The sequence below is a fragment of the Pseudomonas cavernicola genome (assembly GCF_003596405.1).
Classification (GTDB): domain Bacteria; phylum Pseudomonadota; class Gammaproteobacteria; order Pseudomonadales; family Pseudomonadaceae; genus Aquipseudomonas; species Aquipseudomonas cavernicola.
The window spans coordinates 71,680-98,300 of record NZ_QYUR01000002.1 but is presented as its reverse complement, the minus strand read 5'-3'; the positions used below and the strand labels follow the sequence as shown (position 1 = coordinate 98,300).

The window sequence follows — 26,621 nt, the reverse complement described above, 5'->3', positions numbered from 1 at the left end:
GCAGGCCGTAACCCACCGTGATGGAATAAGGGTTAACGCAGACCGCGTTTGCTCTCGTCCAGCTCACGGATGTATTTGAAGATTTTGCGCGTGGCGGCAGGTGGCTTGTTATGTGCCGTTTCGTACTGGGCCTGACGAATAAGTTGACGCAAATGCTGCCGGTCAGCCTCCGGATAGTCGCCAACAAAGGCTTCGAGAACGTCGTCGCCGCCGTTGATCAAACGGTCGCGCCAGCGTTCCAGGCCGTGGAAGCGTTCGTTGTACTGACGGGTGGACGCATCCAGTTGGTCCAGCAGGACCAGGATTTCGTCAATGTTCTGATCGCGCATCAGCTTGCCGATGAACTGGATGTGCCGTTTACGGGCGATGTTCGCCGTGTGCTTCGGCGCTTCAGCCAGGGCGCGACGCAGGGCGTCGGTTAGCGGCAAGCGCGCGATTAGGTCAGGCTTGAGGGTTGTCAGGCGCTCACCGAGGTCGACTAGAGCATGCAGCTCGCGTTTGACTTGGGTTTTGCTCTTCTCCTCGGAGAAGTCGTCGGAATATTCAGACATGGGGCTGATCCAGTTGGAAACGTCGCCATGATAACGAGTCGAGGGCCGCTTGTCCGGCCCGGTCGGGTGACTGACCTTGAGAAGTGGAGTTGGTTATGAGTGCAGCAGACGTAGTTGGCCCCCAGGCCTTGCCGGAATTGCAAGCGCAGGTCGCGCGGATTATTGCCGAGGCCAAGCAGCAAGGCGCCAGTGCCTGTGAGGTCGCGGTCTCAGTGGAGCAAGGCTTGTCCACCTCGGTGCGCCAGGGCGAAGTGGAGACGGTGGAGTTCAATCGCGACCAGGGCTTTGGCATCACCCTGTATGTTGGTCAGCGTAAGGGCTCGGCGAGCACCTCGGCGAGCGGTGACGCGGCGATCCGTGAGACTGTGGCTGCGGCCCTGGCCATCGCCAAGCATGCCTCCGAGGATGACTGTGCCGGGCTGGCCGATCCTGAGCTGATGGCGCGCGACTTGCCGGATCTGGATCTCTACCATGCCTGGGATATCACCCCGGAGCAGGCCATTGAGCGGGCGCTGAGCTGTGAAGCGGCGGCCTTTGCAACGGATAAGCGGATCAAGAACGCTGACGGCACCACCCTCAATACGCACCAAGGCTGCCGTGTGTACGGCAACAGCCATGGGTTTGTCGGCGGTTACGCCAGCACCCGGCAGAGCCTGAGTTGCGTGATGATCGCCGAGGCTGACGGGCTGATGCAGCGCGACTACTGGTATGACGTCAACCGGCGTGGCGAGGATCTGGCCGATGCCGCCAGTATCGGCCGGCGTGCCGCCGAGCGGGCGGTCAGCCGGTTGGGCGCGCGTCCGGTGCCGACCTGCGAGGTGCCGGTGCTGTTTGCCGCGGAGCTGGCCACCGGCTTGTTCAGCCATTTCCTCTCGGCGATCTCCGGCGGCAACCTGTATCGCAAATCCTCCTTCCTCGAAGGCGCCTTGGGCCAGCAGCTGTTTCCGCAGTGGCTGAACCTCGATGAGCGTCCGCATATTCCGCGGGCGCTGGGCAGCGCTGCGTTCGATGGTGATGGCCTGGCGACCTACGCCAAGTCTTTCGTCGAGCGCGGAGAGTTGCGTTCCTACATCCTTGGCACCTACTCCGGGCGCAAGCTGGGCTTGCCGAGCACAGCGAACTCCGGTGGTGTGCACAACCTGTTCGTCAGTCATGGCGAGGATGACCAGGCGGCGTTGATCCGACGCATGGGGCGCGGGCTATTGGTCACTGAGCTGATGGGGCAGGGGTTGAATCTGGTGACCGGCGACTACTCGCGCGGCGCCGGTGGCTTTTGGGTAGAGAATGGCGAGATTCAGTTCCCGGTGCAGGAAGTCACTATCGCCGGCAATCTGCGCGATATGTTCAAGCAGATTCTTGCGGTGGGTAGCGACCTGGAGTTGCGCAGCAACGTGCGTACGGGTTCGGTGTTGATCGAGCGGATGATGGTGGCGGGGAGCTGACCGAAACCTCTGGTGGGCATATCGCTTTAGCGATTTGTTCTCCAGAGGTTGAACTATTCGCCCTCGTCGAAGCGGTTATTGATCAATTCGATCAGCGCATTCAAGGCATCGTGATCCTGCTCACCTTCGGTGTGTAGGTGGATTGAGGTGCCTTTGCCGGCGGCCAGCATCATTACCGCCATGATGCTTTTGCCGTCCACGTAGCACTCTGGAGCACGACCGACGCGCACCTGGCAAGGAAAGCGCCCGGCCACGCCGACAAACTTGGCAGCCGCGCGCGCGTGTAGGCCAAGCTTGTTGATGATGGTGATTTCACAGGCAGGCATTGCTGCATAAATCCTTCTACTAAAGGTCGCGGTGGCGAACCTGGATATTCTTTAAGGGTTCTTTCAGCGCCTGGCCAAGTCGTTCGGCCAGATACACCGAGCGGTGATGCCCGCCAGTGCAACCAATGGCGATGGTGACATAGGCGCGGTTGCTCGCGGCGAAGCGCGGCAACCATTTTACTAAGTAGGCGAGGATGTCTTGGAACATCTCTTCGACATCCGGCTGAGCGGCTAGGTATTGCGCCACGGATGGCTCGAGCCCTGAGTGCTCGCGCAACTCCGGCTTCCAATACGGGTTGGGTAGGCAGCGTACATCGAAGACCAGATCCGCATCCACCGGCATGCCGCGCTTGAAGCCGAACGATTCGACCAGGAACGCGGTGCCCGGTTCCGGCTTATTCAGTAAACGCAGCTTGAGCGTGTCGCGCAGTTGGTAGAGGTTGAGATGCGTGGTGTCGATCTTCAGGTCGGCCAGATCGATGATCGGCCCGAGCAGAAGGCTTTCGTCGTGAATGGCTTCAGCCAGTGAGCGTTCGGCGGTGGTCAGTGGGTGGCGTCGACGGGTTTCGGAGAAGCGCTTGAGCAGGGTTTCTTCGTCTGCGTCGAGGTACAGCACATCGCATTGGATGTGCCGGGCGCGCACTTCGTCGAGCAATTCGGGAAAACGCTTGAGCTGGCTCGGCAGGTTGCGCGCATCAATCGACACGGCCACCAGCGGCTGCAGCAGCTCAGTGTGGAGCAGGGCGCGTTCCGCGAGTTCTGGGAGCAAGCCGGCCGGTAGGTTGTCGATGCAATAGAAGCCATTGTCCTCGAGGACATCGAGGGCGGTGCTCTTACCTGAGCCGGAGCGGCCGCTGACGATGATCAAGCGCATGACTAGGCTCTGTTGAGGTGACTTTGTTCGCCGCGTTGCCGCGCCAAAGCTCGCCAGGTTAGGCGCGGGATGCAGGCAATGGTCATTCCCTTGGCAAGTCCCGCAACGACGTATGGCGAGCTTTGACGCGCAACCCGAAGGGACGGGGCCGTCTTGTCGCAGGTCTGCGTTACTCGTCGTTTATTTGGAATGACCAAATTTCTCTCCTCGCGTCTTGTCCTGCGACAAGACGGCCTCCGTCGCGGCATGCAAAGTCACCTCAACAGAGCCTCCGCCTAGCGGCTGTTCTGCACGTCCACTACTACCTGGTACAGGCGGTCGCTGTTCTGGGCATGGCGCAGCTGTTCGCGTACGTCACTGCGGTCGAGCATGCTGGCGATCTGGCGCAAGAGCTCCAAGTGCTCATCGGTGGCGGCCTCTGGCACTAGCAGGACAAACAACAGATCTACTGGGGCACCGTCGATAGCGTCGAAGTCTACCGGGGCGTCGAGGCGTAGCAGAGCACTGATCGGCGATACGCAGCCAGGCAGACGGCAATGTGGAATGGCGATGCCATTGCCGAAACCGGTTGAGCCAAGCTTCTCGCGGGCGACCAGACTCTCGAAAATGTCTTGTCCATCCAGGTCGGGCAATTCGCGGGCGACCAGGTTGGCGATCTGTTCGAGGACACGTTTTTTGCTGCCTCCCGGCACGTTCACCAAGGAACGGCCGGGGGTCAGTATATTTTCAAGTCGAATCATGGGTAGGGGATGGTGTCAGCGCGCCGGGGCGCCTTGCAGGCGACCCTGCTGCTTTTCCTTGTGCTTGATAAGTTGGCGGTTGACCTTATCGGTGAGTAGATCGATAGCCGCGTACATGTCGTCATGTTCGGCGCGGGCGACGACTTCGCCGCCCGCGATGTGCAGGGTCGCTTCGATTTTCTGTTTGAGCTTCTCGACCTCCATGGTGACCTGCACGTTGGTGATTTTTCCGAAGTGGCGCTCAACCCGTTCGAGTTTCTCGACGATGTAGGCGCGTAGGGCGTCGGTCACATCCAGTTGGTGTCCACTGATGTTGACTTGCATACCGCTTTCTCCTTATTGCCGTGTGTAAGAGACAGGCTAACGGGCCTGCCACCGGAACACTTTGGCTTGGATCAGTGCAGCCGTTACATCAGTCGCTTGCGTTCACTGGAAGGCGCTATCCCGAGGGATTCGCGGTATTTGGCGACTGTGCGACGGGCCACCTGAATGCCCTGTGCTTCCAGTAAACCAGCGATCTTGCTGTCACTCAACGGCTTTTTCGCATTTTCCGCTGCAACCAGTTTTTTGATGATCGCGCGGATTGCGGTAGACGAGCACTCACCGCCTTCGGAGGTGCTGACGTGGCTGGAGAAGAAGTATTTCAGCTCGTAAATGCCGCGCGGTGTGTGCATGAATTTTTGCGTGGTCACGCGCGAGATGGTCGACTCGTGCATGCCCACGGCTTCGGCGATGTCGTGCAGGACCAAAGGCTTCATCGCCTCGTCGCCATAATCGAGGAAGCCGCGTTGGTGCTCGACGATCTGCGTGGCGACCTTCATCAGGGTTTCGTTGCGACTCTGTAGGCTCTTGATGAACCAGCGAGCCTCTTGCAGTTGATTGCGCATGAAGGTGTTATCGGCGCTGGAGTCGGCGCGGCGCACGAAGCCTGCGTATTGCGGGTTGACCCGCAGGCGCGGCATGGCTTCCTGATTCAGCTCTACCAACCAGCGTTCGTTGTGCTTGCGCACAATGACGTCGGGTACCACGTATTCCGGTTCGCTGGCTTCGATCTGTGAGCCGGGGCGCGGGTTGAGGCTTTGAATCAGCTCGATCACTTGGCGCAGTTCGTCTTCCTTGAGCTTCATGCGGCGCATCAACTGGCTGTAATCGCGGCTGCCGAGCAAGTCCAAGTAGTCGCCTGCAAGGCGCTGGGCTTCGTTCAGCCAAAGCGTCTTGGCTGGTAGCTGGCGCAGTTGCAGCAGTAGGCATTCGCGCAAGTCGCGGGCGGCGATGCCGGCGGGCTCGAACTGCTGGATGCGATGCAGCACCGCTTCTACTTCGTCCAGCTCGATATCCAGTTCGGGGTCGAAGGCTTCGAGCACCTCTTCCAGGGTCTCTTCCAGGTAGCCTTGATTGTTGATGCAGTCGATCAGGGTGGCGGCGATCAAGCGATCCTTATCGGACATCGGGGCCAGATTGAGCTGCCAGAGCAGGTGGCTTTGTAGGCTCTCGCCGGCCGAGGTGCGAGTGGTGAAGTCCCACTCATCATCATCGTTGCTGGGCAGGCTGCTGGCGCTGGTCTGGTAGATGTCTTCCCAGGCGGTATCGACTGGGAGTTCATTGGGGATGCGCTCGTTCCATTCGCCTTCTTCCAGGTTGTCGACCGTAGGGGCAGACTCCTGATAGCTGGTTTCCTGGTAGGACTCTTCCTGGTTGGGCGCGGGCGGGGCGCTCTCCGCGCCATCGGCCAAAGGGTCGGTGTTGTCGAAATCGTCGCCATCTTCCTGGCGCTCGAGCATCGGATTCGACTCCAAGGCCTCCTGAATCTCTTGCTGCAGATCCAAGGTAGACAGTTGGAGAAGACGGATGGCTTGTTGCAGCTGCGGTGTCATCGTCAGCTGCTGGCCCATTTTAAGGACTAGCGATGGTTTCATGGAGGGGGCTTAGGACCTTATTCGCCGGCGCACGTGCGCTATCCACTACAGGGCGCCAAAGCGCCACCAGGAAGCAAATTATATGCCTGACCTTGAGGGGTTTGCCTAGCCCTCGAACGCTTTCTGTAGTGCATGGCTACGCGAACTACAGGCGGAACTCGTGGCCCAGGTAGACTTCTTTCACCAACTGGTTGGCCAGGATGGTCTCGGCATCGCCTTCGGCGATCAATTGACCGTCGTTGACGATGTAGGCGGTTTCGCAAATATCCAGGGTTTCGCGCACGTTGTGATCGGTGATCAAAACGCCAATGCCCTTGGCCTTGAGGTGGTGGATGATTTGCTTGATATCGCCGACCGAGATTGGGTCAACGCCGGCAAAGGGCTCATCGAGCAGGATGAACTTGGGTGCGGTGGCTAGGGCGCGGGCGATCTCCACGCGGCGGCGTTCGCCGCCAGACAGGCTCATGCCGAGGCTGTCGCGAATGTGGCTGATATGGAATTCCTGTAACAGGGTTTCCAGGGCCTGGCGGCGGCCGGCACGATCGAGATCCTTGCGTGTCTCCAGGATCGCCATGATGTTGTCGGCGACCGGCAGCTTGCGGAAAATCGAGGCTTCTTGCGGCAGATAACCAATGCCGGCGCGGGCGCGGCCGTGCATGGGCAGGTGGGTGACGTCCTGCTGGTCGATCAGTACGCGGCCTTGGTCGGCGTTAACCAGGCCGACAATCATGTAGAAGCAAGTGGTTTTGCCGGCGCCGTTCGGGCCCAGCAGACCGACGATCTGCCCGCTTTCAATCGACAGGCTGACATCGCGCACGACTTGGCGGCCCTTGTAGCTCTTGGCCAGGTGTTGAGCTTTCAGGATGGCCATTACTGCGCCTGCTGTTCGGCTGGTTTGTTTTTCGGTTGGATCACCATGTCGATGCGCGGGCGCGGCGAGGTCACGTTGGTGCCGGTGGCGCGGCCGGCGTTGACGATCTGGCGCTGGGTGTCGTAGACGATTTTCTCGCCTTCGAAGGTATTGCCTTCCTGAACTACCTTGGCTTGGTCGATCAGCACGATGCGCTCGTTGGCGGCGAAATACTGGATGGTCAGGCCGTAAGCTTTGACGATCTGTTTGTCGACAGCGGGTTTCTGCTCGTAATACGCCGGTGTGCCGATGGCGGTAAAGATTTCGATATCGCCGCTGGCGTTCTGCGTGATGGTCACGGTGTTGCCGGTGATCTTCAGGGTGCCTTGGGTAATGACGACGTCGCCGCGGTATACCGCTACGCCTTGTTTGTCATCGAGTTCTGCGCTGTCAGCTTGCACGCGAATCGGTTGCTCGCGGTCAGTCTGCAGTGCCCAGGCGCTCGCGCTTCCAAGTACGGCGCTAAAACTGAGCAGAAGGGGGAGGGTCCGGAGAGACAAATTGTTAACGAACCTCATGCTGGCCTCTTACATTGGACAGCAGGAGCATCCTGCCGTCATTCAAGTACGCTTTCATTCCTTGTGCCGTGGTCACCCCGTTGGCCGCCTCGATTCTAACGGCTTGCTGGGTCTGCGCATATTGCTTGTCGGGGAACACGGTCAATCGGCTGGTGGTGAGTATGGTCGGGCGGCCTTTGGCGTCTGTGCGCTCGACGCGCACGGCGTCGATCAGTTCGACTTCCGTGCCCCCCGGTGATACTTCGCCGCGGGCGCTACGTACATGCCAGGGCTGTGGGGTGCCACGATAAAGTTGCAGGTCCGGTCGAGTCATCAGGCTGATGTCGCTTGCCTTGAGGTGTTCGACCTTGTCGGAGGTCATTTCGTAATGCAGCTTGCCGTCCGGCTGGTATTGCACGGTGCTCGCGTTAACCACATAGAAGTCTATGGCGTTTTCCGCGCTGGCTTTGGGCGTTTGATCGAGCAGGCTGTCCGGGTTGAGATTCCAGTAGCCGAGCGCCGCCAGCAGCAGGGCGGCGAGGGTGAAAAACACGGAGAGAAGCAGTTTGCGCAGCATGATCGGCTCTATAGATAGGCGGTTTGGGCGGCGTCAAGGTTGTCCTGGGCGCGCATGATCAATTCGCAGAACTCGCGGGCCGCACCTTCGCCGCCGCGGGCTTGCGTAACGCCGTGGGCATGCTGGCGGACGAAGCTGTCGGCGCTGGCGACGGCCATGCCCAAGCCCACCCGGCGAATCACTGGCAGGTCTGGCAGGTCATCGCCAAGGTAAGCGACTTGTTCGTAGCTTAGGCCGAGTTCGCCAAGTAGCTCGTCGAGTACTACCAGTTTGTCTTCGCGGCCTTGGTACAGATGCTGGATACCCAGGTTCTGTGCGCGGCGCTCGACAACCTGGGTCTTGCGTCCACTGATGATGGCGGTGCGCACCCCGGAGGCAATCAGCATTTTAATGCCGTGGCCATCCAGGGTGTTGAAGGTTTTGAATTCGCTGCCGTCGGTGAGGAAGTACAAGCGGCCGTCGGTGAGTACACCGTCGACATCGAAAATAGCAAGTTTGACCTTTTTACCGCGCTGCAGCAGGTCGGTGCTTATCGCATGGTTGCTCATTACATAACCCCCGCACGCAGCAGGTCATGCATGTTCAAGGCGCCCACCGGGCGATCATGTTGATCGACCACCACCAGTGCGCTGATCTTGTGGTCTTCCATGATCTTCAGTGCCTCGGCGGCAAGCATCTCCGGGCGTGCGGTTTTGCCGTGTGGTGTCATGACCTCGTCAATGCTGGCTTGGCGCAGGTCGATGCTGCGATCCAGGGTGCGGCGCAGGTCGCCATCGGTGAAGACTCCGGCGAGGCGCCCATCCGCTTCGACTACCGCGGTCATGCCCAGGCCTTTCTGGGTCATTTCCAACAGAGCCTCTTTTAGCGAAGTGCCACGTTGGACCTTCGGTAGGCTGGCGCCGGCGTGCATGACGTTTTCCACTTTCAGCAGCAGCCGGCGGCCGAGGGCTCCACCCGGGTGGGAGAAGGCGAAATCTTCCGCAGTAAAGCCGCGGGCTTCCAGTAGGGCGATTGCCAGGGCGTCACCGAGCACCAGGGAGGCGGTCGTGGAGGAGGTCGGCGCAAGGTTCAGTGGGCAGGCTTCCTGGGCGACGCGGGCGTCGAGATTGGCTTCGGCAGCTTTCGCCAGCGGCGAATCAGGGTTGCCGGTCATGCTGATAAGGGTGATGCCGAGCCGCTTGATCAAGGGCAGCAGGGTGACGATTTCTGCGGTAGACCCCGAGTTCGACAAGGCTAGCACCACATCGTCGCGGGTGATCATGCCCATGTCGCCGTGACTGGCTTCCGCCGGGTGGACAAAGAACGCCGTGGTGCCTGTGCTGGCCAGGGTGGCGGCGATCTTGTTGCCGATATGCCCGGATTTACCCATGCCGACGACGACGACGCGGCCCTTGCTGGCCAGAATCAGTTCGCAGGCACGCACGAAAGCCGCGTCGATACGGGGTAGCAAGCTCTCTATAGCCTCGAGTTCGAGGCGAATGGTGCGCTGCGCGGACTGGATCAGGTCGCTGGATTGGCTCATATCGTGAATGCAGTGGCCGGATGAAAAGGCGGCGATTATAGCGGTAAAGGCCAAAGTGCTCACCCTTCATTACTGGGCGCTGTTCGCCAGAGCTGTCGCAATGCTGAACGAAGGTTGTTTCGATCTTGGGTGGCGGAAGGCGGCAATGTTATAGTGCGCGGCCAATTCGGCCCGTTCAGTAAGCGTGGTGTCCCCGCGAAGGGATGTGGCGTCTGAAAGGGAGGCTGCATCGCAAGGAGTTCAGATGAGTGCCGATAACGCCTATGCGGTCGAGCTGAAGGGCGTGTCCTTCAAGCGCGGTTCGCGCAGCATTTTCAATAATGTCGATATTCGTATTCCGCGCGGCAAGGTCACCGGCATCATGGGACCTTCCGGGAGCGGCAAAACTACGCTTTTACGCTTGATTGGCGCCCAGTTGCGCCCAGCCAGCGGTGAGATTTGGGTCAATGGCCAGAACCTGCCCGATCTCTCACGCGGCGATTTGTTTGATATGCGCAAGCAAATGGGTGTGCTGTTCCAGAGCGGTGCCTTGTTCACTGACCTCGATGTGTTCGAGAACGTCGCCTTTCCGTTGCGCGTGCATACCCAGTTGCCGGAGGAAATGGTCCGCGACATCGTGCTGATGAAGCTGCAGGCGGTCGGTCTGCGGGGTGCCATCGAGTTGATGCCGGATGAGCTCTCGGGCGGCATGAAGCGTCGGGTGGCGCTCGCTCGGGCGATCGCACTGGACCCACAAATTCTTATGTATGACGAACCATTCGTTGGCCAGGACCCGATTGCCATGGGCATCTTGGTACGCTTGATTCGCCTGCTTAACGATGCGTTGGGCATCACCAGTATCGTGGTTTCCCACGATCTGGCGGAGACCGCGAGCATCGCCGATTACCTGTTCGTGGTGGGTGATACGCAGGTGCTTGGTCAGGGCACGCCAGCTGAATTGATGGATTCCGATAACCCGCGTATCCGCCAGTTCATGAAGGGTATTGCGGATGGGCCGGTGCCGTTCCATTACCCGGCGGTGGATTACCGCGAAGATCTTCTGGGGGCGCGCTAATGCGCAAAACGCCAATACTCGAGCGGATTCGCCTGCTCGGCCGTGCCGGCATCGATGTAGTCGAGTCGCTCGGCAGCTCGACCTTGTTCCTCTTGCACGCCTTATTTGGCCGCGGCAACTTGGGCAATGGTTTTCTGCATTTGCTTATTAAGCAGCTCCATTCGGTTGGGGTGATGTCGCTGGTGATCATTGTGGTCTCCGGCGTCTTCATCGGCATGGTACTGTCGTTGCAGGGCTTCAGTATCCTGTCCGATTATGGCTCCGAGCAGGCGGTCGGGCAGATGGTCGCACTGACTCTACTGCGAGAGCTCGGGCCGGTGGTTACCGCTTTGCTGTTCGCTGGCCGCGCCGGTTCGGCGCTGACCGCTGAAATCGGCAATATGAAGTCTACCGAGCAGCTCTCCAGCTTGGAGATGATCGGCGTCGACCCGCTGAAGTACATCATTGCTCCGCGCCTTTTGGCCGGCTTCATCTCGCTGCCGCTGCTGACGATGGTTTTCTGCGTGGTCGGTATCTGGGGCGGCGCCATGGTGGCGATCGACTGGCTTGGCGTCTACGAGGGCTCGTTCTGGGCCAATATGCAAAACAGTGTGTCGTTCACCGATGACGTGCTCAACGGTGTAATCAAAAGTATTGTCTTTGCCTTTGTGGTGACCTGGATCGCCGTGTTTCAGGGGTATGACTGTGAACCGACCTCGGAAGGCATCAGTCGCGCAACGACAAAAACTGTGGTTTATGCCTCGCTCGCCGTGCTGGGGCTGGACTTTATCCTGACTGCCTTGATGTTTGGAGATTTCTGATGCAAAACCGCACCCTGGAAATTGGTGTCGGCCTGTTCCTCCTGGCTGGGTTGTTGGCCTTGCTGTTGCTGGCGTTGCGTGTCAGTGGCTTGACGGTGGGTGCTGGCCAGGACACATACAAGCTGTATGCGCATTTTGACAATATTGCCGGTCTAACCGTGCGGGCCAAGGTGACCATGGCGGGTGTGACCATCGGTAAGGTTGCGGCCATCGATCTGGATCGTGACAGCTACACCGGTCGGGTGACCATGGAGCTGGAGAGTCGGGTAGACAATCTGCCGACCGATTCGACCGCATCCATTCTCACGGCAGGGCTGCTCGGCGAGAAATACGTCGGTCTCAGCGTGGGTGGTGATGAAGAGCTGCTCAAAGATGGCGGAACTATTCGCGACACTCAGTCGTCGTTAGTTCTGGAAGATTTGATTGGGAAATTCCTGATCAACTCGGTGAATAAAGAAGCCAAATGAGGAGTTTGACTATGGTTAGCGCTCTACGTCGCGGCCTGCTGGTTCTGCTGGCGGCTTTTCCCTTGTTTGCCCTGGCCGCGCCTTCGGCGCAGGAGCTGGTGCAGCAGACTACGGATGAGCTGTTGAGTGACCTGAAGGTCAATAAAGAGCAATACCGCAGCAACCCAAGTGCGTTCTATGACTCCTTGAACCGCATTATCGGACCGGTGGTGGATGCGGATGGCATTTCGCGCAGCATCATGACGGTCAAATACTCGCGCGGTGCGACTCCTGAGCAGTTGAAGCGTTTTCAGGATAACTTCAAGCGCAGTCTGATGCAGTTCTATGGCAATGCCTTGCTGGAGTACAACAATCAGGATATTCGTGTCCTGCCGCCTTCCGGCAAGCAGTCCGACCCCGATCGCACCAGTGTGAACATGGAGGTGCGCGACAGTAAGGGCACGGTCTACCCGGTGAGTTACACCATGACGAAGGTCAATGGTGAATGGATGTTGCGTAACGTCACCATCAACGGCATCAATATCGGCAAGCTGTTCCGTGATCAGTTCGCGGATGCCATGCAGAGAAATGGCAACGATCTCGACAAGACCATCAACGGTTGGGCGCAAGTGGTGGCTAACGCGAAAAGCACCGATGCCGGTCAGAAGGCTGCTGGTCATGAGTGATGCCGCTATTCGCCAGGAGGCGGACGGTGTGCTGCAACTGGCGGGTGTGCTCGACTTTCGCTCTGGGCCGCTTTTGCGGACCGAGGGTGAGCGCTTGATCCGTGCCGCTAAGCCTGCGGCGCTGGTGTTGGACTGCTCGGCGGTGGTGCACTCGAGTAGTGTCGGTCTGTCACTGTTGCTGGCCTTCATGCGAGTTGCCCAGTCGGCCGGCAAAACCATGACGGTGCGCGCACTGCCGATCGAAATGCACCAGATTGCACAGGTATCAGGGTTGACCGAGCTGTTACTGCTGGACGCTTGAGCTAGCACACAAGGCCCTCCGTCAGTGTTCCGCAATGCGGGGTTCGCAGGCGGGGGCTTTTTTGTATGATGGCCGACCCGCGCGCGTAGGGCGCCGATTGAGGTTAAGCATGCAGGCCGTAGAAGTAAAAAACCTCCTAGAGGCAAAGCTGTCGGACACTCAGGTCGAAGTGGAAGGCGAAGGCTGTAACTTCCAGCTGAATCTGATCAGTGACGAGTTGGCTGGTATGAGTCCGGTTAAGCGTCAACAGCAGATCTATGCCCACCTGAATGCCTGGATCGCTGATGGCAGCATCCACGCAGTCACCATGAAATTCTTCAGCCGCGCCACTTGGGCCGAGCGTTCCTAAGCCCACGGGCGACGAGACTCCTATGGATAAATTGATTATTACCGGTGGCGTTCGCCTGAATGGCGAAATCCGCATCTCCGGGGCGAAGAACTCTGCCCTGCCGATCCTGGCCGCGACCCTGCTGGCCGATGCGCCGGTCACTGTGTGCAACCTGCCGCACCTGCACGACATCACCACCATGATCGAGCTGTTCGGGCGCATGGGCATCGAACCGGTGATCGACGAAAAACTCAGCGTGGAAATCGATCCGCGCACCATCAAGACCCTGATTGCGCCATACGAGCTGGTGAAAACCATGCGCGCCTCGATCCTGGTGCTCGGCCCCATGGTCGCGCGCTTTGGTGAGGCCGAAGTCGCGCTGCCAGGCGGTTGTGCCATTGGCTCGCGTCCGGTTGACCTGCACATCCGCGGCCTTGAAGCCATGGGCGCGCAGATCGACGTGGAAGGTGGCTATATCAAGGCCAAGGCGCCAGAGGGCGGCCTGCGTGGCGCGCACTTCTTCTTTGATACGGTCAGCGTAACCGGTACCGAAAACATCATGATGGCCGCCTCTCTGGCCAACGGCCGCAGCGTGCTGGAAAACGCCGCCCGCGAGCCGGAAGTGGTCGATCTGGCCAACTGCCTGATCGCCATGGGCGCGCAGATTCAGGGCGCCGGGACTGACACCATCATCATCGATGGGGTTAAGCGTTTGGGCGGCGCGCGTTACAACGTGATGCCTGATCGTATCGAAACCGGCACCTATCTGGTTGCTGCGGCTGCGACGGGCGGCCGGGTCAAGCTGAAAGACACCGATCCGAGCATTCTTGAAGCGGTGCTGTCGAAGCTGCAGGAAGCTGGCGCCGAAATCACCACCGGTCCTGACTGGATCGAATTGGACATGAAAGGTAAGCGGCCGAAGGCGGTGAACCTTCGTACCGCGCCATATCCGGCGTTCCCGACCGATATGCAGGCGCAATTCATCGCGTTGAATGCGATCGCCGAAGGGACCGGCACAGTGATCGAAACCGTATTCGAAAACCGCTTTATGCACGTCTATGAAATGACTCGCATGGGTGCGTTGATCCAGGTTGAAGGCAACACGGCCATCGTCACGGGTACGCAGGCCTTGAAGGGCGCTCCGGTGATGGCGACGGATCTGCGTGCCTCTGCCAGCCTGGTTATTTCCGCCTTGGTGGCGGACGGTGACACGCTGATCGACCGCATCTACCACATCGACCGTGGTTACGAGTGCATCGAAGAAAAACTGCAGTTGCTCGGCGCGAAGATTCGTCGCGTACCCGGCTAGGGCGGCGCTGCAACAAAGCCCAAGCCCAACCTGCGCTCATAGATGGCTGCACAGTGTTGGGCTTCGCTACGTTCAGCACCAACCTACGATCAGGTCTGGCTGTTGTAGTTGTGCATAGCCCTTGATGGGGCGAGTTTCTAAGGACACTGTGTTTCATGCTGACCATCGCCCTATCCAAAGGCCGCATTCTTGACGACACCCTGCCGCTTCTCGCGAAAGCGGGCATTGTGCCGACCGAGAATCCGGACAAAAGCCGTAAGCTGATCATTCCGACCACGCAGGAAGATGTGCGCCTGCTGATCGTGCGTGCCACTGACGTGCCGACTTATGTCGAGCATGGCGCCGCCGATCTCGGTGTGGCCGGCAAGGATGTGCTGATGGAATACGGCGGCCAAGGTTTGTACGAACCGCTGGATCTGCAGATTGCCAAGTGCAAGCTGATGACCGCCGGTGCGGTAGGCGTGCCCGAGCCGAAAGGGCGCTTGCGCGTAGCGACCAAGTTCGTCAACGTCGCCAAGCGTTACTACGCAGAGCAAGGTCGTCAGGTCGAAGTGATCAAGCTGTACGGCTCGATGGAGTTGGCGCCGCTGGTGGGTTTGGCGGACAAGATCATCGATGTGGTCGACACCGGTAATACCTTGCGAGCCAACGGCCTGGAAGCTCAGGAGCTGATCGCTCACGTCAGTTCGCGGCTGATCGTAAACAAGGCCTCGATGAAGATGCAGCACGCCCGCATTCAGGCGCTGATCGATACCCTGCGTGAGGCGGTAGAGTCCAAATGACCGTCAGGGTTGGCAGCGAGGCCACGGCCTGGTTCGGCCACCGACGCTAATACCCCGTGCGGTTCCACGCCGCACCTGCCTATCCGTGCCATAGCCAATTCTCTCGGGCGTCGCCACGGCAGGCTTTGGTAGCCTTAGCGACGCCCGAGCAATTGCCATTCAATGAGGCCCGCTATGACCGCTTCCACTGCTATCCGCCGACTCAACGCTGCTGACCCGGACTTTGCTCGTCATCTGGATCATCTGCTGAGCTGGGAAAGCGTGTCCGACGAGTCGGTCAATCAGCGTGTGCTGGAGATTATCGCCGCCGTGCGTGAGCGCGGCGATGCGGCGCTGGTGGAGTACACCCAGCGCTTCGACGGCCTCAGCGTCGCCTGCATGGCGGATCTGATCCTGCCGCGCGAGCGTTTGGAACTGGCGCTGACCCGCATCACCCCGGCGCAGCGCCAGGCGCTGGAAGTCGCCGCCGAGCGCGTGCGCAGTTACCACGAGAAGCAAAAGCAAGACTCCTGGAGCTATACCGAAGCCGATGGCACGGTGCTTGGGCAGAAGGTCACGCCGTTGGATCGGGCGGGTCTGTATGTGCCGGGAGGCAAGGCCTCCTATCCGTCCTCGGTGTTGATGAACGCCATCCCGGCCAAGGTTGCCGGCGTACCGGAAGTGGTCATGGTGGTGCCGACCCCGCGTGGCGAAATCAATGAAATCGTCCTGGCGGCGGCCTGCATTGCCGGTGTCGACCGGGTGTTCACCATCGGTGGGGCGCAAGCGGTGGCGGCGCTGGCCTATGGCACCGAGAGCGTGCCGCCGGTGGATAAGATCGTCGGTCCTGGCAATATTTATGTAGCGACCGCCAAGCGCCACGTGTTCGGCAAGGTGGGGATCGACATGATCGCCGGCCCTTCGGAAATCCTGGTGGTCTGTGATGGTCAGACCGATCCGGACTGGATCGCCATGGATCTGTTCTCCCAGGCCGAGCACGACGAAGACGCCCAGGCGATTCTGCTCAGCCCGGATGCAGCGTTCCTCGATAAGGTTGCCGCCAGCATCGCCAAGCTGCTGCCGAGCATGGAGCGTGCCGAGATCATCCGCACCTCGATCGAAGGCCGCGGCGCACTGATCCAGGTGCGCGACATGCAGCAAGCCATCGAAGTCGCCAATCGCATCGCGCCTGAGCACTTAGAGTTGTCGGTCGCTGATCCAGAGGCATGGTTGCCGCAGATTCGCCACGCCGGTGCGATCTTCATGGGCCGCTACACCGCCGAGGCCTTGGGCGACTACTGCGCCGGGCCGAACCACGTATTACCCACCTCCGGCACCGCGCGTTTCTCTTCGCCGCTGGGGGTGTACGACTTCCAGAAGCGTTCGTCGATCATCTATTGCTCGGCTGAGGGGGCCTCGGAACTGGGCAAAACCGCTTCCGTGCTAGCTCGCGGCGAGTCGCTGACCGCCCACGCCCGCAGCGCTGAATACCGCATTGCTTCTAATCAATCGAAGGGTGAGTGAACCATGAGCAAATTCTGGAGCCCCTTCGTTAAAGACCTGGTGCCTTATGTGCCGGGCGAACAACCGAAGTTGGCCAAGCTGGTCAAGCTGAATACCAACGAAAACCCCTACGGTCCTTCGCCCAAAGCCCTGGCGGCGATGCAGACGGAGTTGAATGACAACCTGCGGCTTTACCCTGACCCGAACGGTGAGCGCCTGAAGCAGGCCATCGCCGACTATTACGGTGTGCAGCCGGCGCAGGTGTTTCTCGGCAACGGCTCGGACGAAGTGCTGGCGCACGCCTTCCACGGTCTGTTCCAGCATGGCAAACCGCTGTTGTTCCCAGATATCACCTACAGCTTCTATCCGGTCTACTGCGGCCTGTACGGCATTCCGTTCGAAGCGGTGCCGCTGGATGAGCAGTTCCAGATTCGCGTAGCGGATTACGCCAAGCCCAATGGCGGGATCATTTTCCCCAACCCGAATGCGCCGACCGGTTGCTTGCTGGCTCTGGATGCCATCGAGCAGTTGCTGAAGAGCAATCCTGATTCGGTGGTGGTGGTGGATGAGGCCTATGTCGATTTCGGCGGCGAGACCGCGATCACGCTGGTCGATCGTTATCCGAACCTGCTGGTCACCCAGACCCTGTCCAAATCCCGCTCGCTGGCCGGACTACGGGTTGGTCTGGCGGTCGGTCACCCGGATTTGATCGAGGCGCTGGAGCGGATCAAGAACAGCTTCAACTCTTATCCGCTGGATCGCATGGCGATTGTGGGGGCGGCCGCGGCCTTCGAGGACAAAGCCTACTTCCAGCAGACTTGCCAGGCGGTAATCGACAGCCGCGAACAGCTGGTTGCCGAGTTGAACGACCTGGGTTTTGACGTGCTGCCGTCGGCCGCTAACTTCGTCTTTGTCCGCCACCCGCAGAAGGATGCGGCAACGCTGGCCGCCAGTCTGCGCGAGCAGGGCGTGATCGTGCGGCACTTCAAGCAGGCGCGCATCGCCCAGTTCCTGCGCATCAGCATCGGCACCCCGGAGCAGAGCCGGGCGCTGGTCGAGGCGCTGAAGGTTTATCTGGGCTAGGTCATGTCCGTAGTAAAAAAACGGCGTCCGAAGGCGCCGTTTTTGTGTTACTTGCTCGAGCCGTTAGTGGCCGGTGGTGGGCGCAGACCGATTTCGGCCGTTAGCTCAAGCGGCTTGCCGTTACGCATCACTTCGATGCTGGTCTTTTCGCCCGGCTTGGCGCGTGCGACTTGGTTCATCGAGCGGCGGCCATCGCTGGCCGGTTCTCCGTCGATGCTGAGGATCAGGTCACCAGGTTGCAGTCCGGCTTTCTGTGCTGGGCCATCGCGATAAATACCGGCAACGACAATGCCAGGGCGACCTTCCAGGCCAAAGGACTCGGCCAGTTCAGGCGTCAGCGGCTGGACCTCGATACCAAGCCAGCCGCGGATCACCTGGCCGTGCTCGATGATGGCTTTCATCACCTCCAGCGCCAGCTTGGTCGGAATCGCGAAGCCGATGCCTTGTGAGCCGTTGGATTTAGACAAGATCGCGGTATTGATGCCGATCAGGTTGCCCTGGGCATCGACCAGCGCGCCGCCGGAGTTGCCGGGGTTGATCGCGGCGTCGGTCTGGATGAAGTCTTCGTAGGTATTCAGGCCGAGCTGATTACGCCCGGTGGCGCTGATGATGCCCATGGTTACAGTCTGGCCCACGCCGAACGGGTTGCCGATCGCCAGCGCCACATCGCCGATGCTGATGTTGTCCGAGCGGCCGAGGGTGATGGCGGGCAGTTTCTTCAGGTCGATTTTCAGCACCGCCAGGTCGGTTTCCGGGTCGCTGCCGATCACTCGCGCCAGGGTTTCGCGGCCATCTTTCAGCGCCACGACAATCTGGTCGGCGCCAGCGGTGACGTGGTTGTTGGTCAGCAGGTAGCCTTCTGAGCTCATGATCACTGCCGAGCCCAGGCTGGACTCCATGCGCCGTTGTTTGGGCAGGTTGTCGCCGAAGAAACGACGGAACTGCGGGTCTTCAAACAGCGAGTTAGCCGGTTTGCTGACGATCTTGGTGGTATAGAGGTTGGCCACTGCGGGGGCCGCGATGCTCACCGCGTCGGCATAAGAAACCGGGCCCTGCTCGACGAGGCCGTAGCGTGGGGCCTGCTGCATGTTTACATCCTGGCGCGGCAAGCCGACCCATTGTGGGTAGTACTGAATAATCAGCAGTGCTAGGAGCACGCCGGCTAGCAGGGGCCAGCCGAGGAAACGCAGGGCCTTGAACATCGAAAAATCCCGAGGGTTGCGAGGGCACAGAGAGGCCCTTAAGGTGGCGCCATTATAGAGGCCGTTCGTCAATTAAAGGAGCGGCCTGCAACAGCTCGACAGAGGAATTCTTATGGCCATTGCACTGAGCACTTTGGTGGGGGAAGCCGAGCGCTATCTAAATGCGGCGCGTATCAGTGATTACTGTCCGAATGGCCTGCAGGTCGAGGGGCGGCCGCAGGTGCGGCGCATCGTCAGTGGGGTGACGGCCAGCCAGGCGCTGCTGGACGCGGCGGTCGAGGCCGAGGCCGACGTAGTGTTGGTGCATCACGGTTATTTCTGGAAGGGCGAGAATCCTTGTGTGACCGGTATGAAGCAGCGCCGGCTGAAAACCTTGCTGAGCAATGACATCAGCCTGCTGGCCTACCACCTGCCGCTGGATGTGCATCCGGAGGTAGGCAACAACGTGCAGTTGGCACGGCAGTTGGAGATCATTGTCGAGGGGCCGCTGGAGCCGGAAAATCCGCGCACCGTGGGGTTGGTCGGTTCTCTGGCGGAACCCCTGACGGCACGCGATTTTGCCCGCCGCGTACAGGAAGTGCTCGGGCGCGAGCCGTTGCTGGTGGAAGGGCCGCAGATGATCCGCCGGATCGGTTGGTGCACGGGTGGTGGCCAGGGTTATATCGATCAGGCCATCGCGGCAGGCGTGGATCTCTATCTGACCGGTGAGGCGTCGGAGCAAACGGTGCATAGCGCGCGGGAAAATGGCATCAGCTTTATCGCCGCTGGCCACCACGCGACTGAGCGTTACGGCGTGCAAGCGTTGGGCGATTATCTGGCGCGGCGCTTTGCTCTTGAGCACCTGTTTATCGACTGCCCGAACCCCGTTTAGGCGGCATATAACTAGATCGTTTAGGTCTAAGTGGACGCCTGATTAGAATAGGGTGCTGTGCTAAAGTGCGCCCTTCGTCCACGGCCCGTAGGCCGTCCAATAAGCTCTCCCCAGAGAGAAAGCCGTGAGTAGCCATGCTCGATAAATTGACGCATCTGAAACAGCTGGAGGCGGAAAGCATCCACATCATCCGCGAGGTAGCCGCCGAGTTCGACAACCCGGTGATGCTGTACTCCATCGGTAAAGATTCCGCCGTCATGCTGCACCTTGCACGCAAGGCGTTCTTTCCCGGCAAGCTACCGTTCCCGGTCATGCACGTGGATACCCAGTGGAAGTTCCAGGAGATGTACTCGTTCCGCGACAAGATGGTCGCAGAGCTGGGCCTGGACCTGCTGGTACACGTCAACCCGGAAGGCGTGGCGCAGGGCATCAACCCCTTCACCCATGGCAGTGCCAAGCACACCGACATCATGAAAACCGAGGGCCTCAAGCAGGCTCTGGATAAGTACGGCTTCGATGCTGCCTTTGGTGGTGCTCGCCGTGATGAAGAGAAGTCGCGCGCCAAGGAACGCGTGTATTCCTTCCGTGACAGCAAGCATCGTTGGGACCCAAAGAACCAGCGCCCCGAGCTGTGGAACGTCTATAACGGCAAAGTCAACAAGGGTGAGTCGATTCGGGTGTTCCCGCTGTCCAACTGGACGGAGCTGGACATCTGGCAATACATCTACCTCGAAGGCATCCCCATCGTGCCGCTGTACTTCGCCGCCGAGCGCGACGTGATCGAGAAGAACGGCACGCTGATCATGATCGACGACGAGCGCATCCTCGAGCACCTGAGTGACGAGGACAAAGCCCGCATCGTGAAGAAGAAAGTGCGCTTCCGCACCCTCGGCTGCTACCCGCTGACCGGCGCGGTGGAGTCCGAAGCCACCACCCTGACTGACATCATCCAGGAAATGCTCCTGACCCGAACATCCGAGCGCCAAGGTCGCGTGATCGATCACGACCAAGCGGGTTCGATGGAAGACAAGAAACGTCAGGGGTACTTTTAAGATGTCGCACCAGTCCGATTTGATCAGCGAGGACATCCTCGCCTACCTGGCCCAGCACGAACGTAAAGAGCTGCTGCGCTTCCTCACCTGCGGCAACGTCGACGATGGTAAGAGCACCCTGATCGGGCGCCTGCTGCACGACTCCAAGATGATCTACGAAGACCACCTGGAAGCCATCACCCGCGACTCGAAGAAAGTCGGCACCACCGGTGACGATATCGACCTGGCGCTGTTGGTCGACGGCCTGCAGGCCGAGCGGGAGCAGGGCATCACCATCGATGTGGCCTACCGCTATTTCTCCACCGCCAAGCGTAAGTTCATCATCGCCGATACCCCTGGCCATGAGCAGTACACGCGCAACATGGCGACCGGCGCCTCGACCTGCGACCTGGCGATCATCCTCGTCGATGCGCGCTACGGCGTGCAGACCCAGACTCGTCGTCACAGCTATATCGCCTCCTTGCTCGGCATCAAGCACATAGTCGTGGCGATCAACAAAATGGACCTGAAGGATTTCGATCAGGGCGTTTTCGAGGCGATCAAAGCCGACTACCTGCAGTTCGCCGACCGCATCAAGCTCAACCCGACCACGCTCCACTTTGTGCCGATGTCGGCGCTGAAGGGCGATAACGTAGTCAACAAAAGCGAACGCTCGCCGTGGTACACCGGCCAGTCGCTGATGGAAATTCTCGAAACCGTGGAAGTCGCCGGTGATCGCAACTTCACCGACATGCGTTTCCCGGTGCAGTACGTCAACCGTCCGAACCTGAACTTCCGTGGCTTCGCCGGTACCCTGGCCAGCGGCATCGTGCACAAGGGCGACGAAGTCGTTGTGCTGCCGTCGGGCAAGAGCAGTCGGGTCAAGTCCATCGTCACTTTCGAGGGCGAGCTGGAACAGGCCGGTCCCGGTCAGGCTGTGACCCTGACCATGGAAGACGAAATCGACATCTCCCGTGGCGACCTGTTGGTGCATGCCGATAACCAACCGCGGGTCACCGATAGCTTCGAGGCCATGCTGGTGTGGATGGCGGAAGAGCCGATGCTGCCGGGCAAGAAGTACGACATCAAACGCGCCACCAGCTACGTGCCGGGCTCGATTGCCAGCATCGTCCACAAGGTCGATGTGAACACCCTGGAAGAGGGAGCGGCGAGCAGCCTGCAGCTGAACGAGATCGCCAAGGTCAAGGTCAGCCTGGATGCGCCGATCGCCCTCGATGGCTACGAGCGCAACCGCACCACGGGCGCGTTCATCATCGTCGACCGTCTGACTAACGGCACCGTCGGCGCCGGCATGATCATCGCCGAGCCGCTGAATATTCAAGGCAGCAGCCATCACGGCAAGCTGGCACATGTGGCCACCGAAGAGCGCGCCGCACGCTTCGGCCAACAGCCGGCTACCGTGCTGTTCAGTGGCCTGTCTGGCGCTGGCAAGAGCACCTTGGCCTACGCCGTAGAGCGCAAGCTGTTCGATATGGGCCGCGCGGTTTATGTGCTGGATGGCCAGAATCTGCGCCACGATCTGAACAAAGGCTTGCCGCAGGATCGCGCCGGGCGTACCGAGAACTGGCGGCGTGCTGCCCATGTGGCGCGGCAGTTCAACGAGGCCGGCTTGCTTACCCTGGCGGCGTTCGTGGCGCCGGATGCGGAAGGTCGCGAACAGGCCAAGGCGCTGATCGGCGCTGAGCGCTTGATCACCGTTTATGTGCAGGCCTCGCCGCAGGCGTGTCGTGAGCGTGACCCGCAAGGCCTGTATGCCGCCGCTGGCGACAACATTCCCGGCGAGTCCTTTCCTTACGATGTGCCGCTGAATGCCGACCTGGTAGTCGATACGCAGAGCGTTTCGCTGGACGAGGGCGTCAAACTGGTGCTCGACCTGTTGCGCAGTCGCGGCGCGATCTAATCGCCCGCCCAATAAAAAGCCCCGCTCAGGCGGGGCTTTTTATTGCTGGACTGACCAGCAGGGTCATCGTTTTGGTGATGTCGGCTGCGACTTACTTCTTCAAGCCGAAGGTCGCGTCTAGCGTGCCCGGAGCGTCGGCCGCCTTGGGCGCGTAGTCTTTCGGGACTTCGGCGCTTTTCGGTGGGGTCAGGCGTTCGCGCGAGCCCGGCTGCTCGTCGCTGTGCAGGGCTGCGAGCAGGCGCTGGCGCGTCAACTCGTCGAGGGCCAGACGGTTTGCGCCCTCCGACAGGTGTTCCTGCACTTCCTGATAACTCTGAGTGAGTTTCTTCACCAGGTTGGCGGTGGTGTTGAAGTGAGTCACGACCTCGCTTTGATAACTGTCGAAGCGTTCCTGGATTTCATCCAGTTGCCGCTGTGTGCGGCTGGGCGCGGCATTGGGAACCAGCCGAGCCACCAGGAAACCGATGGTGATGCCAGCGAGCAGGGCGAGTGCTGGTAGTAACCAGGCCAAGAGCGTCTGTTCCACGAGTCCTTCCTCTATAAACGGCTTTGCTTTACGTTAACGGCTCTAACCTGCGCTGTATAGCGCGACGCATGCCGTGTTGTGCTTAACCAAGACGTGTCGACCCTGTCCGGGGTCACGGAGTTCCCCGTTGTCCACTCGTGAAGTTTCTCTATTGCTCGCTGGCCCCAGTGGCCAACTGGAAGCGCTTTATCTTGACCTGCCCGAAGCCCGTGGCCTGGCGCTGATTTGCCATCCCAACCCGGTACAGGGCGGCACGATGCTGAACAAGGTGGTCTCTACCTTGCAACGCACCGCTCGCGATGCGGGTTTCGCTACCTTGCGTTTCAACTATCGAGGTGTCGGCGCGAGCGCCGGCGCGCACGATATGGCGACCGGTGAAGTCGATGATGCCGAGGCCGCCGCGAATTGGCTGCTGGCCCAGCATCCAGAGCTGCCGCTGAGTGTGTTCGGTTTTTCCTTTGGCGGCTACGTCGCGGCATCTCTGGCTGCGCGTCTTGAGGCCAAGGACGTTGAGCTGGAAAAGCTGTTCATGGTGGCCCCCGCGGTAACACGACTCGGCGCTGATGATGCCTTTCCCCAGCAGTGCACTTTGACGGTAATTCAGCCGGAAAACGACGAAGTGATCAGCCCGGCAGCGGTATTCGCTTGGTCCGAATCCCTGGAACGTGCCCATGAGCTGCTGAAAGTGGCAGAATGCGGGCACTTTTTTCACGGCAAGCTGACTGAACTGAAGGATCTGATCTTGCCGCGTCTTTCGAACTGACTGCAGCCTGATAAGCGATAACCCATGACCACTCGTATCCTGACCGGTATCACCACCACCGGCACGCCACACCTCGGTAACTATGCGGGGGCCATCCGCCCGGCGATCGTCGCCAGCCGTGCCGCCGATGTGGACTCCTTCTATTTCCTCGCCGACTACCACGCGCTGATCAAGTGCGACGAGCCGCTGCGCATCCAGCGCTCGCGTCTTGAGATCGCCGCCACTTGGCTGGCCTGTGGTCTGGATACCGAGCGGGTGACCTTCTACCGCCAGTCCGACATCCCGGAAGTCCCCGAGCTGACCTGGCTGCTGACCTGCGTGACGGCCAAGGGCCTGCTCAATCGTGCGCATGCCTACAAGGCCTCGGTGGATAAGAACATCGAAACCGGCGAAGACCCGGATGCGGGCGTGAGCATGGGCCTCTACAGCTACCCGGTGCTGATGGCCGCGGACATCCTGATGTTCAACGCACATAAGGTGCCGGTCGGTCGTGATCAGATCCAGCACGTGGAAATGGCCCGCGATATCGGCCAGCGCTTCAATCATCTGTTCGGCCAAGGCAAAGAGTTCTTCGTCATGCCGCAAGCCTTGATCGAGGAAAGCGTGGCCACCCTGCCGGGCCTCGACGGGCGCAAGATGTCGAAAAGCTACGACAACACCATCCCGTTGTTTGGCAGCGCCAAGCAGTTGAAGGATGCGATCTCGCGCATCATCACCGACTCCCGTGCGCCGGGTGAGGCGAAAGATCCAGATAACTCGCACCTGTTCACCCTCTATCAGGCTTTCGCCACTCCAGCGCAGCAGGCTGAGTTCCGTGCCGAGCTGCTCGGCGGTCTGGCCTGGGGAGAAGCCAAACAGCGCCTGTTCCAACTGCTCGACAATGAACTGGGCGAGGCGCGCGAGCGTTACCACGCGCTGATCGAAAGGCCGGCCGACCTGGAAGACATCCTCCTTGCCGGTGCCGCGAAGGCACGCAAGACGGCCACCCCATTTCTCGGCGAGTTGCGTGAAGCCGTTGGCCTGCGCTCCTTCCGCAGCGACTTGCAGGTCAGTGAAGGCAGCAAGAAGAAAGCCGCTAAAGGTGCTCACTTCGTCAGCTTCCGTGATGACGATGGGGGCTTCCGCTTCCGCTTGTTGGCCGCCGATGGAGAACAATTGCTGCTCTCCAAGCGCTTTGCCGATGGCAAATCGGCAGGGCAGGTCAGCAAGCGCTTGCAGGACGGAAGCGCGCTGGATCTGCGTGTGCAGGGCGAAGGTTTCACTCTCTGGCTGGACGGTGAAAACATCGGCGAAAGCCCGGTGTTTGCCGACTCCACTGCTTGCGAGGCCGCTATGCAGCGTCTGCGCGAGGCTCTGGCGCCGATCGCGTAGGCTGGGTAGAGGCGGATTTTTGCCGAAACCCAGCGATACGCTGATCTCAAAAGCGCTGGGTTTCGCTTCGCTCCACACCAGCCTACGGTCGGAGGGTGTGGGTCTGCAGACGCGCCCCGATTGCCAAGCAACGGGGTCGCCGCTAAAGTGGCGACCCCGTTTTTTGTTGCCTAGCTACCGATTATGACTCCCCTCGAGCGATACCAGGCGGACCTGAAGCGTCCCGACTTCTTCCATGATGCGGCGCAGGAAACGGCCGTGCGCCATCTGCAGCGGCTCTACGACGACCTGGTTGCCAGCGAGAAGAGCAAGCCAGGATTATTCGGCAAGCTGCTTGGCAAGAAGTCGCAGGGGCCGGTAAAGGGGCTGTATTTCTGGGGCGGTGTCGGCCGCGGCAAGACCTATCTGGTCGATACCTTCTTCGATGCATTGCCGTTCAAACAGAAAACTCGCACGCACTTCCACCGCTTTATGAAGCGCGTGCATGAAGAGCTGACCACCCTGAGCGGGGAGAAAAACCCGTTGCCGCTGATCGCCAAGCGCTTTGCTGCGGAAACGCGGGTGATCTGCTTCGACGAATTCTTCGTCTCCGATATCACCGACGCGATGATCCTGGCGACCTTGCTCGATGAACTGTTCAAGAACGGTGTCAGCTTGGTGGCGACCTCGAATATCGTGCCGGACGGTCTGTACAAGGATGGTCTGCAGCGCGCGCGCTTCCTGCCGGCGATTGCCCTGCTGAAAGAGCACACCACCATCGTCAACGTCGACAGCGGCGTCGACTACCGTCTGCGCGCCCTTGAACAGGCTGAGTTGTACTATTGGCCGCTCAACGAGGGCGCCGAGCTCAGCCTGAACAAGAGCTTTGTCAGCTTGGTGCCGGACTGCGTGCAGGTCCAGCTGAATGAAGTGCTGATGATCGAAAACCGGGAAATCCGCTCGCGCAAGGTGTGCGAGGACGTCGCCTGGTTCGACTTCCGCGAGCTGTGCGATGGCCCACGGAGCCAGAACGACTACATCGAACTGGCGAAGATTTTCCACGCGGTGCTGATCTCCAACGTCGAGCAGATGGGCGTGAACGAGGATGACCTGGCGCGGCGCTTCATCAACCTGGTCGATGAGTTCTACGACCGCAACGTCAAGCTGATCCTCTCGGCTGAAGTCGAGTTGAAGGATCTGTACAGCGGCGGCCGGCTGAACTTCGAGTTCCAGCGCACTCTTAGTCGCCTGTTGGAAATGCAGTCCCACGAGTTCCTCTCGCGGGCGCACAAACCCTAAGGTGCGTGCTGATAAAAAAGGCTGCCAATTGG

General features: G+C 60.0%; 30 protein-coding genes. 17 read left to right on the top strand and 13 right to left on the bottom strand.

Annotated features, from left to right (window positions below; genetic code table 11):
* Positions 1–32: 32 nt before the first annotated feature.
* Positions 33–551 carry a ribosome biogenesis factor YjgA gene (yjgA, locus tag D3879_RS00815; protein ID WP_119952249.1) on the bottom strand — a complete coding sequence of 173 codons (519 nt, stop codon included), beginning with the start codon at positions 549–551 and terminating at the stop codon, positions 33–35.
* 95 nt (positions 552–646) lie between these two features.
* On the opposite strand from yjgA, the gene pmbA reads away from it, so the two are divergent.
* Positions 647–1,993, top strand: a complete 1,347-nt coding sequence (gene pmbA / locus D3879_RS00810) for a metalloprotease PmbA (RefSeq protein ID WP_119952248.1) — start codon at positions 647–649, stop codon at positions 1,991–1,993.
* A gap of 53 nt (positions 1,994–2,046) precedes the next feature.
* Here the strand turns inward: pmbA and D3879_RS00805 are convergent, their stop codons facing one another.
* The 10 genes from D3879_RS00805 to D3879_RS00760 form a co-directional block, all read right to left on the bottom strand.
* Entirely contained in the window at positions 2,047–2,319 is a 273-nt protein-coding gene (locus D3879_RS00805; RefSeq protein ID WP_119952247.1) for an HPr family phosphocarrier protein, read from the bottom strand.
* A gap of 19 nt (positions 2,320–2,338) precedes the next feature.
* Complete coding sequence (gene rapZ, locus D3879_RS00800; RefSeq protein ID WP_119952246.1) at positions 2,339–3,193, bottom strand: RNase adapter RapZ; 855 nt, start codon at positions 3,191–3,193, stop codon at positions 2,339–2,341.
* A gap of 275 nt (positions 3,194–3,468) precedes the next feature.
* On the bottom strand, positions 3,469–3,933 hold the full coding sequence (ptsN, locus tag D3879_RS00795; RefSeq protein WP_119952245.1) for a PTS IIA-like nitrogen regulatory protein PtsN: 465 nt from the start codon (positions 3,931–3,933) through the stop codon (positions 3,469–3,471).
* A 15-nt stretch (positions 3,934–3,948) separates the two neighbouring features.
* Positions 3,949–4,257: a ribosome hibernation-promoting factor, HPF/YfiA family gene (gene hpf / locus D3879_RS00790; RefSeq protein ID WP_119952244.1), complete on the bottom strand. Its 309-nt coding sequence runs from the start codon at positions 4,255–4,257 to the stop codon at positions 3,949–3,951.
* Positions 4,258–4,340: 83 nt separating this feature from the next.
* On the bottom strand, positions 4,341–5,849 hold the full coding sequence (locus D3879_RS00785) for an RNA polymerase factor sigma-54 (RefSeq protein ID WP_119952243.1): 1,509 nt from the start codon (positions 5,847–5,849) through the stop codon (positions 4,341–4,343).
* A 145-nt stretch (positions 5,850–5,994) separates the two neighbouring features.
* A complete protein-coding gene (gene lptB, locus D3879_RS00780) occupies positions 5,995–6,720 on the bottom strand; it encodes an LPS export ABC transporter ATP-binding protein (RefSeq protein WP_119952242.1) in 726 nt (241 codons plus the stop codon).
* Positions 6,720–7,277 (bottom strand): lipopolysaccharide transport periplasmic protein LptA, encoded by a 558-nt coding sequence (gene lptA / locus D3879_RS00775; protein ID WP_119952241.1) that lies wholly within the window; start codon positions 7,275–7,277, stop codon positions 6,720–6,722. Before lptA ends, lptB begins: the two co-directional genes overlap by 1 nt.
* Positions 7,264–7,833: an LPS export ABC transporter periplasmic protein LptC gene (gene lptC, locus D3879_RS00770; RefSeq protein WP_119952240.1), complete on the bottom strand. Its 570-nt coding sequence runs from the start codon at positions 7,831–7,833 to the stop codon at positions 7,264–7,266. Before lptC ends, lptA begins: the two co-directional genes overlap by 14 nt.
* An 8-nt stretch (positions 7,834–7,841) precedes the next feature.
* Positions 7,842–8,381 (bottom strand): 3-deoxy-manno-octulosonate-8-phosphatase KdsC, encoded by a 540-nt coding sequence (gene kdsC, locus D3879_RS00765; protein WP_177412343.1) that lies wholly within the window; start codon positions 8,379–8,381, stop codon positions 7,842–7,844.
* Positions 8,381–9,355, bottom strand: coding sequence for a KpsF/GutQ family sugar-phosphate isomerase (locus D3879_RS00760; RefSeq protein ID WP_119952239.1), 975 nt, complete (start codon positions 9,353–9,355; stop codon positions 8,381–8,383). Before D3879_RS00760 ends, kdsC begins: the two co-directional genes overlap by 1 nt.
* A 244-nt stretch (positions 9,356–9,599) precedes the next feature.
* On the opposite strand from D3879_RS00760, the gene D3879_RS00755 reads away from it, so the two are divergent.
* From D3879_RS00755 to hisC, 10 genes are all read left to right on the top strand, one after another.
* Entirely contained in the window at positions 9,600–10,409 is an 810-nt protein-coding gene (locus D3879_RS00755; protein WP_119952238.1) for an ATP-binding cassette domain-containing protein, read from the top strand.
* Positions 10,409–11,209: a lipid asymmetry maintenance ABC transporter permease subunit MlaE gene (mlaE, locus tag D3879_RS00750; protein WP_119952237.1), complete on the top strand. Its 801-nt coding sequence runs from the start codon at positions 10,409–10,411 to the stop codon at positions 11,207–11,209. Before D3879_RS00755 ends, mlaE begins: the two co-directional genes overlap by 1 nt.
* Complete coding sequence (gene mlaD, locus D3879_RS00745) at positions 11,209–11,676, top strand: outer membrane lipid asymmetry maintenance protein MlaD (RefSeq protein ID WP_119952236.1); 468 nt, start codon at positions 11,209–11,211, stop codon at positions 11,674–11,676. Before mlaE ends, mlaD begins: the two co-directional genes overlap by 1 nt.
* Before the next feature lie 11 nt (positions 11,677–11,687).
* The gene (locus tag D3879_RS00740) at positions 11,688–12,341 is read left to right on the top strand and encodes an MlaC/ttg2D family ABC transporter substrate-binding protein (protein WP_119952235.1); all 654 of its coding nucleotides are present in this window, start codon (positions 11,688–11,690) and stop codon (positions 12,339–12,341) included.
* Complete coding sequence (locus D3879_RS00735; RefSeq protein WP_119952234.1) at positions 12,334–12,642, top strand: STAS domain-containing protein; 309 nt, start codon at positions 12,334–12,336, stop codon at positions 12,640–12,642. The genes D3879_RS00740 and D3879_RS00735 overlap by 8 nt, the downstream gene beginning before the upstream one ends.
* A 109-nt stretch (positions 12,643–12,751) precedes the next feature.
* Positions 12,752–12,991: a BolA family protein gene (locus D3879_RS00730; RefSeq protein WP_119952233.1), complete on the top strand. Its 240-nt coding sequence runs from the start codon at positions 12,752–12,754 to the stop codon at positions 12,989–12,991.
* 22 nt (positions 12,992–13,013) lie between these two features.
* On the top strand, positions 13,014–14,279 hold the full coding sequence (gene murA, locus D3879_RS00725; RefSeq protein WP_119952232.1) for a UDP-N-acetylglucosamine 1-carboxyvinyltransferase: 1,266 nt from the start codon (positions 13,014–13,016) through the stop codon (positions 14,277–14,279).
* Between the two features lie 155 nt (positions 14,280–14,434).
* Complete coding sequence (gene hisG / locus D3879_RS00720) at positions 14,435–15,061, top strand: ATP phosphoribosyltransferase (RefSeq protein WP_119952231.1); 627 nt, start codon at positions 14,435–14,437, stop codon at positions 15,059–15,061.
* A gap of 174 nt (positions 15,062–15,235) precedes the next feature.
* Positions 15,236–16,564, top strand: a complete 1,329-nt coding sequence (gene hisD, locus D3879_RS00715) for a histidinol dehydrogenase (RefSeq protein ID WP_119952230.1) — start codon at positions 15,236–15,238, stop codon at positions 16,562–16,564.
* A 3-nt stretch (positions 16,565–16,567) separates the two neighbouring features.
* Positions 16,568–17,626 (top strand): histidinol-phosphate transaminase, encoded by a 1,059-nt coding sequence (gene hisC / locus D3879_RS00710; protein WP_119952229.1) that lies wholly within the window; start codon positions 16,568–16,570, stop codon positions 17,624–17,626.
* 47 nt (positions 17,627–17,673) lie between these two features.
* Here the strand turns inward: hisC and algW are convergent, their stop codons facing one another.
* The gene (gene algW, locus D3879_RS00705) at positions 17,674–18,828 is read right to left on the bottom strand and encodes a Do family serine endopeptidase AlgW (RefSeq protein ID WP_119952228.1); all 1,155 of its coding nucleotides are present in this window, start codon (positions 18,826–18,828) and stop codon (positions 17,674–17,676) included.
* 112 nt (positions 18,829–18,940) lie between these two features.
* Here algW and D3879_RS00700 point away from each other — a divergent pair, with 112 nt between their 5' ends.
* From D3879_RS00700 to cysN, 3 genes are all read left to right on the top strand, one after another.
* On the top strand, positions 18,941–19,699 hold the full coding sequence (locus D3879_RS00700) for a Nif3-like dinuclear metal center hexameric protein (RefSeq protein ID WP_119952227.1): 759 nt from the start codon (positions 18,941–18,943) through the stop codon (positions 19,697–19,699).
* Positions 19,700–19,833: 134 nt separating this feature from the next.
* Positions 19,834–20,751 (top strand): sulfate adenylyltransferase subunit CysD, encoded by a 918-nt coding sequence (gene cysD / locus D3879_RS00695; protein ID WP_119952226.1) that lies wholly within the window; start codon positions 19,834–19,836, stop codon positions 20,749–20,751.
* 1 nt (position 20,752) lies between these two features.
* Entirely contained in the window at positions 20,753–22,651 is a 1,899-nt protein-coding gene (gene cysN / locus D3879_RS00690; RefSeq protein ID WP_119952225.1) for a sulfate adenylyltransferase subunit CysN, read from the top strand.
* A gap of 91 nt (positions 22,652–22,742) precedes the next feature.
* Here cysN and D3879_RS00685 read toward each other — a convergent pair whose 3' ends face one another.
* Positions 22,743–23,177, bottom strand: a complete 435-nt coding sequence (locus D3879_RS00685; protein ID WP_119952224.1) for a Z-ring associated ZapG family protein — start codon at positions 23,175–23,177, stop codon at positions 22,743–22,745.
* A gap of 127 nt (positions 23,178–23,304) precedes the next feature.
* Here D3879_RS00685 and D3879_RS00680 point away from each other — a divergent pair, with 127 nt between their 5' ends.
* From D3879_RS00680 to zapE, 3 genes are all read left to right on the top strand, one after another.
* Positions 23,305–23,940 carry an alpha/beta hydrolase gene (locus tag D3879_RS00680; RefSeq protein ID WP_119952223.1) on the top strand — a complete coding sequence of 212 codons (636 nt, stop codon included), beginning with the start codon at positions 23,305–23,307 and terminating at the stop codon, positions 23,938–23,940.
* 24 nt (positions 23,941–23,964) lie between these two features.
* Entirely contained in the window at positions 23,965–25,311 is a 1,347-nt protein-coding gene (locus D3879_RS00675) for a tryptophan--tRNA ligase (RefSeq protein ID WP_119952222.1), read from the top strand.
* A 183-nt stretch (positions 25,312–25,494) separates the two neighbouring features.
* Complete coding sequence (gene zapE / locus D3879_RS00670; protein ID WP_119952221.1) at positions 25,495–26,589, top strand: cell division protein ZapE; 1,095 nt, start codon at positions 25,495–25,497, stop codon at positions 26,587–26,589.
* Positions 26,590–26,621: the final 32 nt, after the last annotated feature.

Bases quoted from the DNA above. Each gene is read 5' to 3' on its own strand.
- yjgA (WP_119952249.1), bottom strand. From the start codon at position 551: ATGTCTGAATATTCCGACGACTTCTCCGAGGAGAAGAGCAAAACCCAA.
- pmbA (WP_119952248.1), top strand. From the start codon at position 647: ATGAGTGCAGCAGACGTAGTTGGCCCCCAGGCCTTGCCGGAATTGCAA.
- D3879_RS00805 (WP_119952247.1), bottom strand. From the start codon at position 2,319: ATGCCTGCCTGTGAAATCACCATCATCAACAAGCTTGGCCTACACGCG.
- rapZ (WP_119952246.1), bottom strand. From the start codon at position 3,193: ATGCGCTTGATCATCGTCAGCGGCCGCTCCGGCTCAGGTAAGAGCACC.
- ptsN (WP_119952245.1), bottom strand. From the start codon at position 3,933: ATGATTCGACTTGAAAATATACTGACCCCCGGCCGTTCCTTGGTGAAC.
- hpf (WP_119952244.1), bottom strand. From the start codon at position 4,257: ATGCAAGTCAACATCAGTGGACACCAACTGGATGTGACCGACGCCCTA.
- D3879_RS00785 (WP_119952243.1), bottom strand. From the start codon at position 5,849: ATGAAACCATCGCTAGTCCTTAAAATGGGCCAGCAGCTGACGATGACA.
- lptB (WP_119952242.1), bottom strand. From the start codon at position 6,720: ATGGCCATCCTGAAAGCTCAACACCTGGCCAAGAGCTACAAGGGCCGC.
- lptA (WP_119952241.1), bottom strand. From the start codon at position 7,277: ATGAGGTTCGTTAACAATTTGTCTCTCCGGACCCTCCCCCTTCTGCTC.
- lptC (WP_119952240.1), bottom strand. From the start codon at position 7,833: ATGCTGCGCAAACTGCTTCTCTCCGTGTTTTTCACCCTCGCCGCCCTG.
- kdsC (WP_177412343.1), bottom strand. From the start codon at position 8,381: ATGAGCAACCATGCGATAAGCACCGACCTGCTGCAGCGCGGTAAAAAG.
- D3879_RS00760 (WP_119952239.1), bottom strand. From the start codon at position 9,355: ATGAGCCAATCCAGCGACCTGATCCAGTCCGCGCAGCGCACCATTCGC.
- D3879_RS00755 (WP_119952238.1), top strand. From the start codon at position 9,600: ATGAGTGCCGATAACGCCTATGCGGTCGAGCTGAAGGGCGTGTCCTTC.
- mlaE (WP_119952237.1), top strand. From the start codon at position 10,409: ATGCGCAAAACGCCAATACTCGAGCGGATTCGCCTGCTCGGCCGTGCC.
- mlaD (WP_119952236.1), top strand. From the start codon at position 11,209: ATGCAAAACCGCACCCTGGAAATTGGTGTCGGCCTGTTCCTCCTGGCT.
- D3879_RS00740 (WP_119952235.1), top strand. From the start codon at position 11,688: ATGGTTAGCGCTCTACGTCGCGGCCTGCTGGTTCTGCTGGCGGCTTTT.
- D3879_RS00735 (WP_119952234.1), top strand. From the start codon at position 12,334: ATGAGTGATGCCGCTATTCGCCAGGAGGCGGACGGTGTGCTGCAACTG.
- D3879_RS00730 (WP_119952233.1), top strand. From the start codon at position 12,752: ATGCAGGCCGTAGAAGTAAAAAACCTCCTAGAGGCAAAGCTGTCGGAC.
- murA (WP_119952232.1), top strand. From the start codon at position 13,014: ATGGATAAATTGATTATTACCGGTGGCGTTCGCCTGAATGGCGAAATC.
- hisG (WP_119952231.1), top strand. From the start codon at position 14,435: ATGCTGACCATCGCCCTATCCAAAGGCCGCATTCTTGACGACACCCTG.
- hisD (WP_119952230.1), top strand. From the start codon at position 15,236: ATGACCGCTTCCACTGCTATCCGCCGACTCAACGCTGCTGACCCGGAC.
- hisC (WP_119952229.1), top strand. From the start codon at position 16,568: ATGAGCAAATTCTGGAGCCCCTTCGTTAAAGACCTGGTGCCTTATGTG.
- algW (WP_119952228.1), bottom strand. From the start codon at position 18,828: ATGTTCAAGGCCCTGCGTTTCCTCGGCTGGCCCCTGCTAGCCGGCGTG.
- D3879_RS00700 (WP_119952227.1), top strand. From the start codon at position 18,941: ATGGCCATTGCACTGAGCACTTTGGTGGGGGAAGCCGAGCGCTATCTA.
- cysD (WP_119952226.1), top strand. From the start codon at position 19,834: ATGCTCGATAAATTGACGCATCTGAAACAGCTGGAGGCGGAAAGCATC.
- cysN (WP_119952225.1), top strand. From the start codon at position 20,753: ATGTCGCACCAGTCCGATTTGATCAGCGAGGACATCCTCGCCTACCTG.
- D3879_RS00675 (WP_119952222.1), top strand. From the start codon at position 23,965: ATGACCACTCGTATCCTGACCGGTATCACCACCACCGGCACGCCACAC.
- zapE (WP_119952221.1), top strand. From the start codon at position 25,495: ATGACTCCCCTCGAGCGATACCAGGCGGACCTGAAGCGTCCCGACTTC.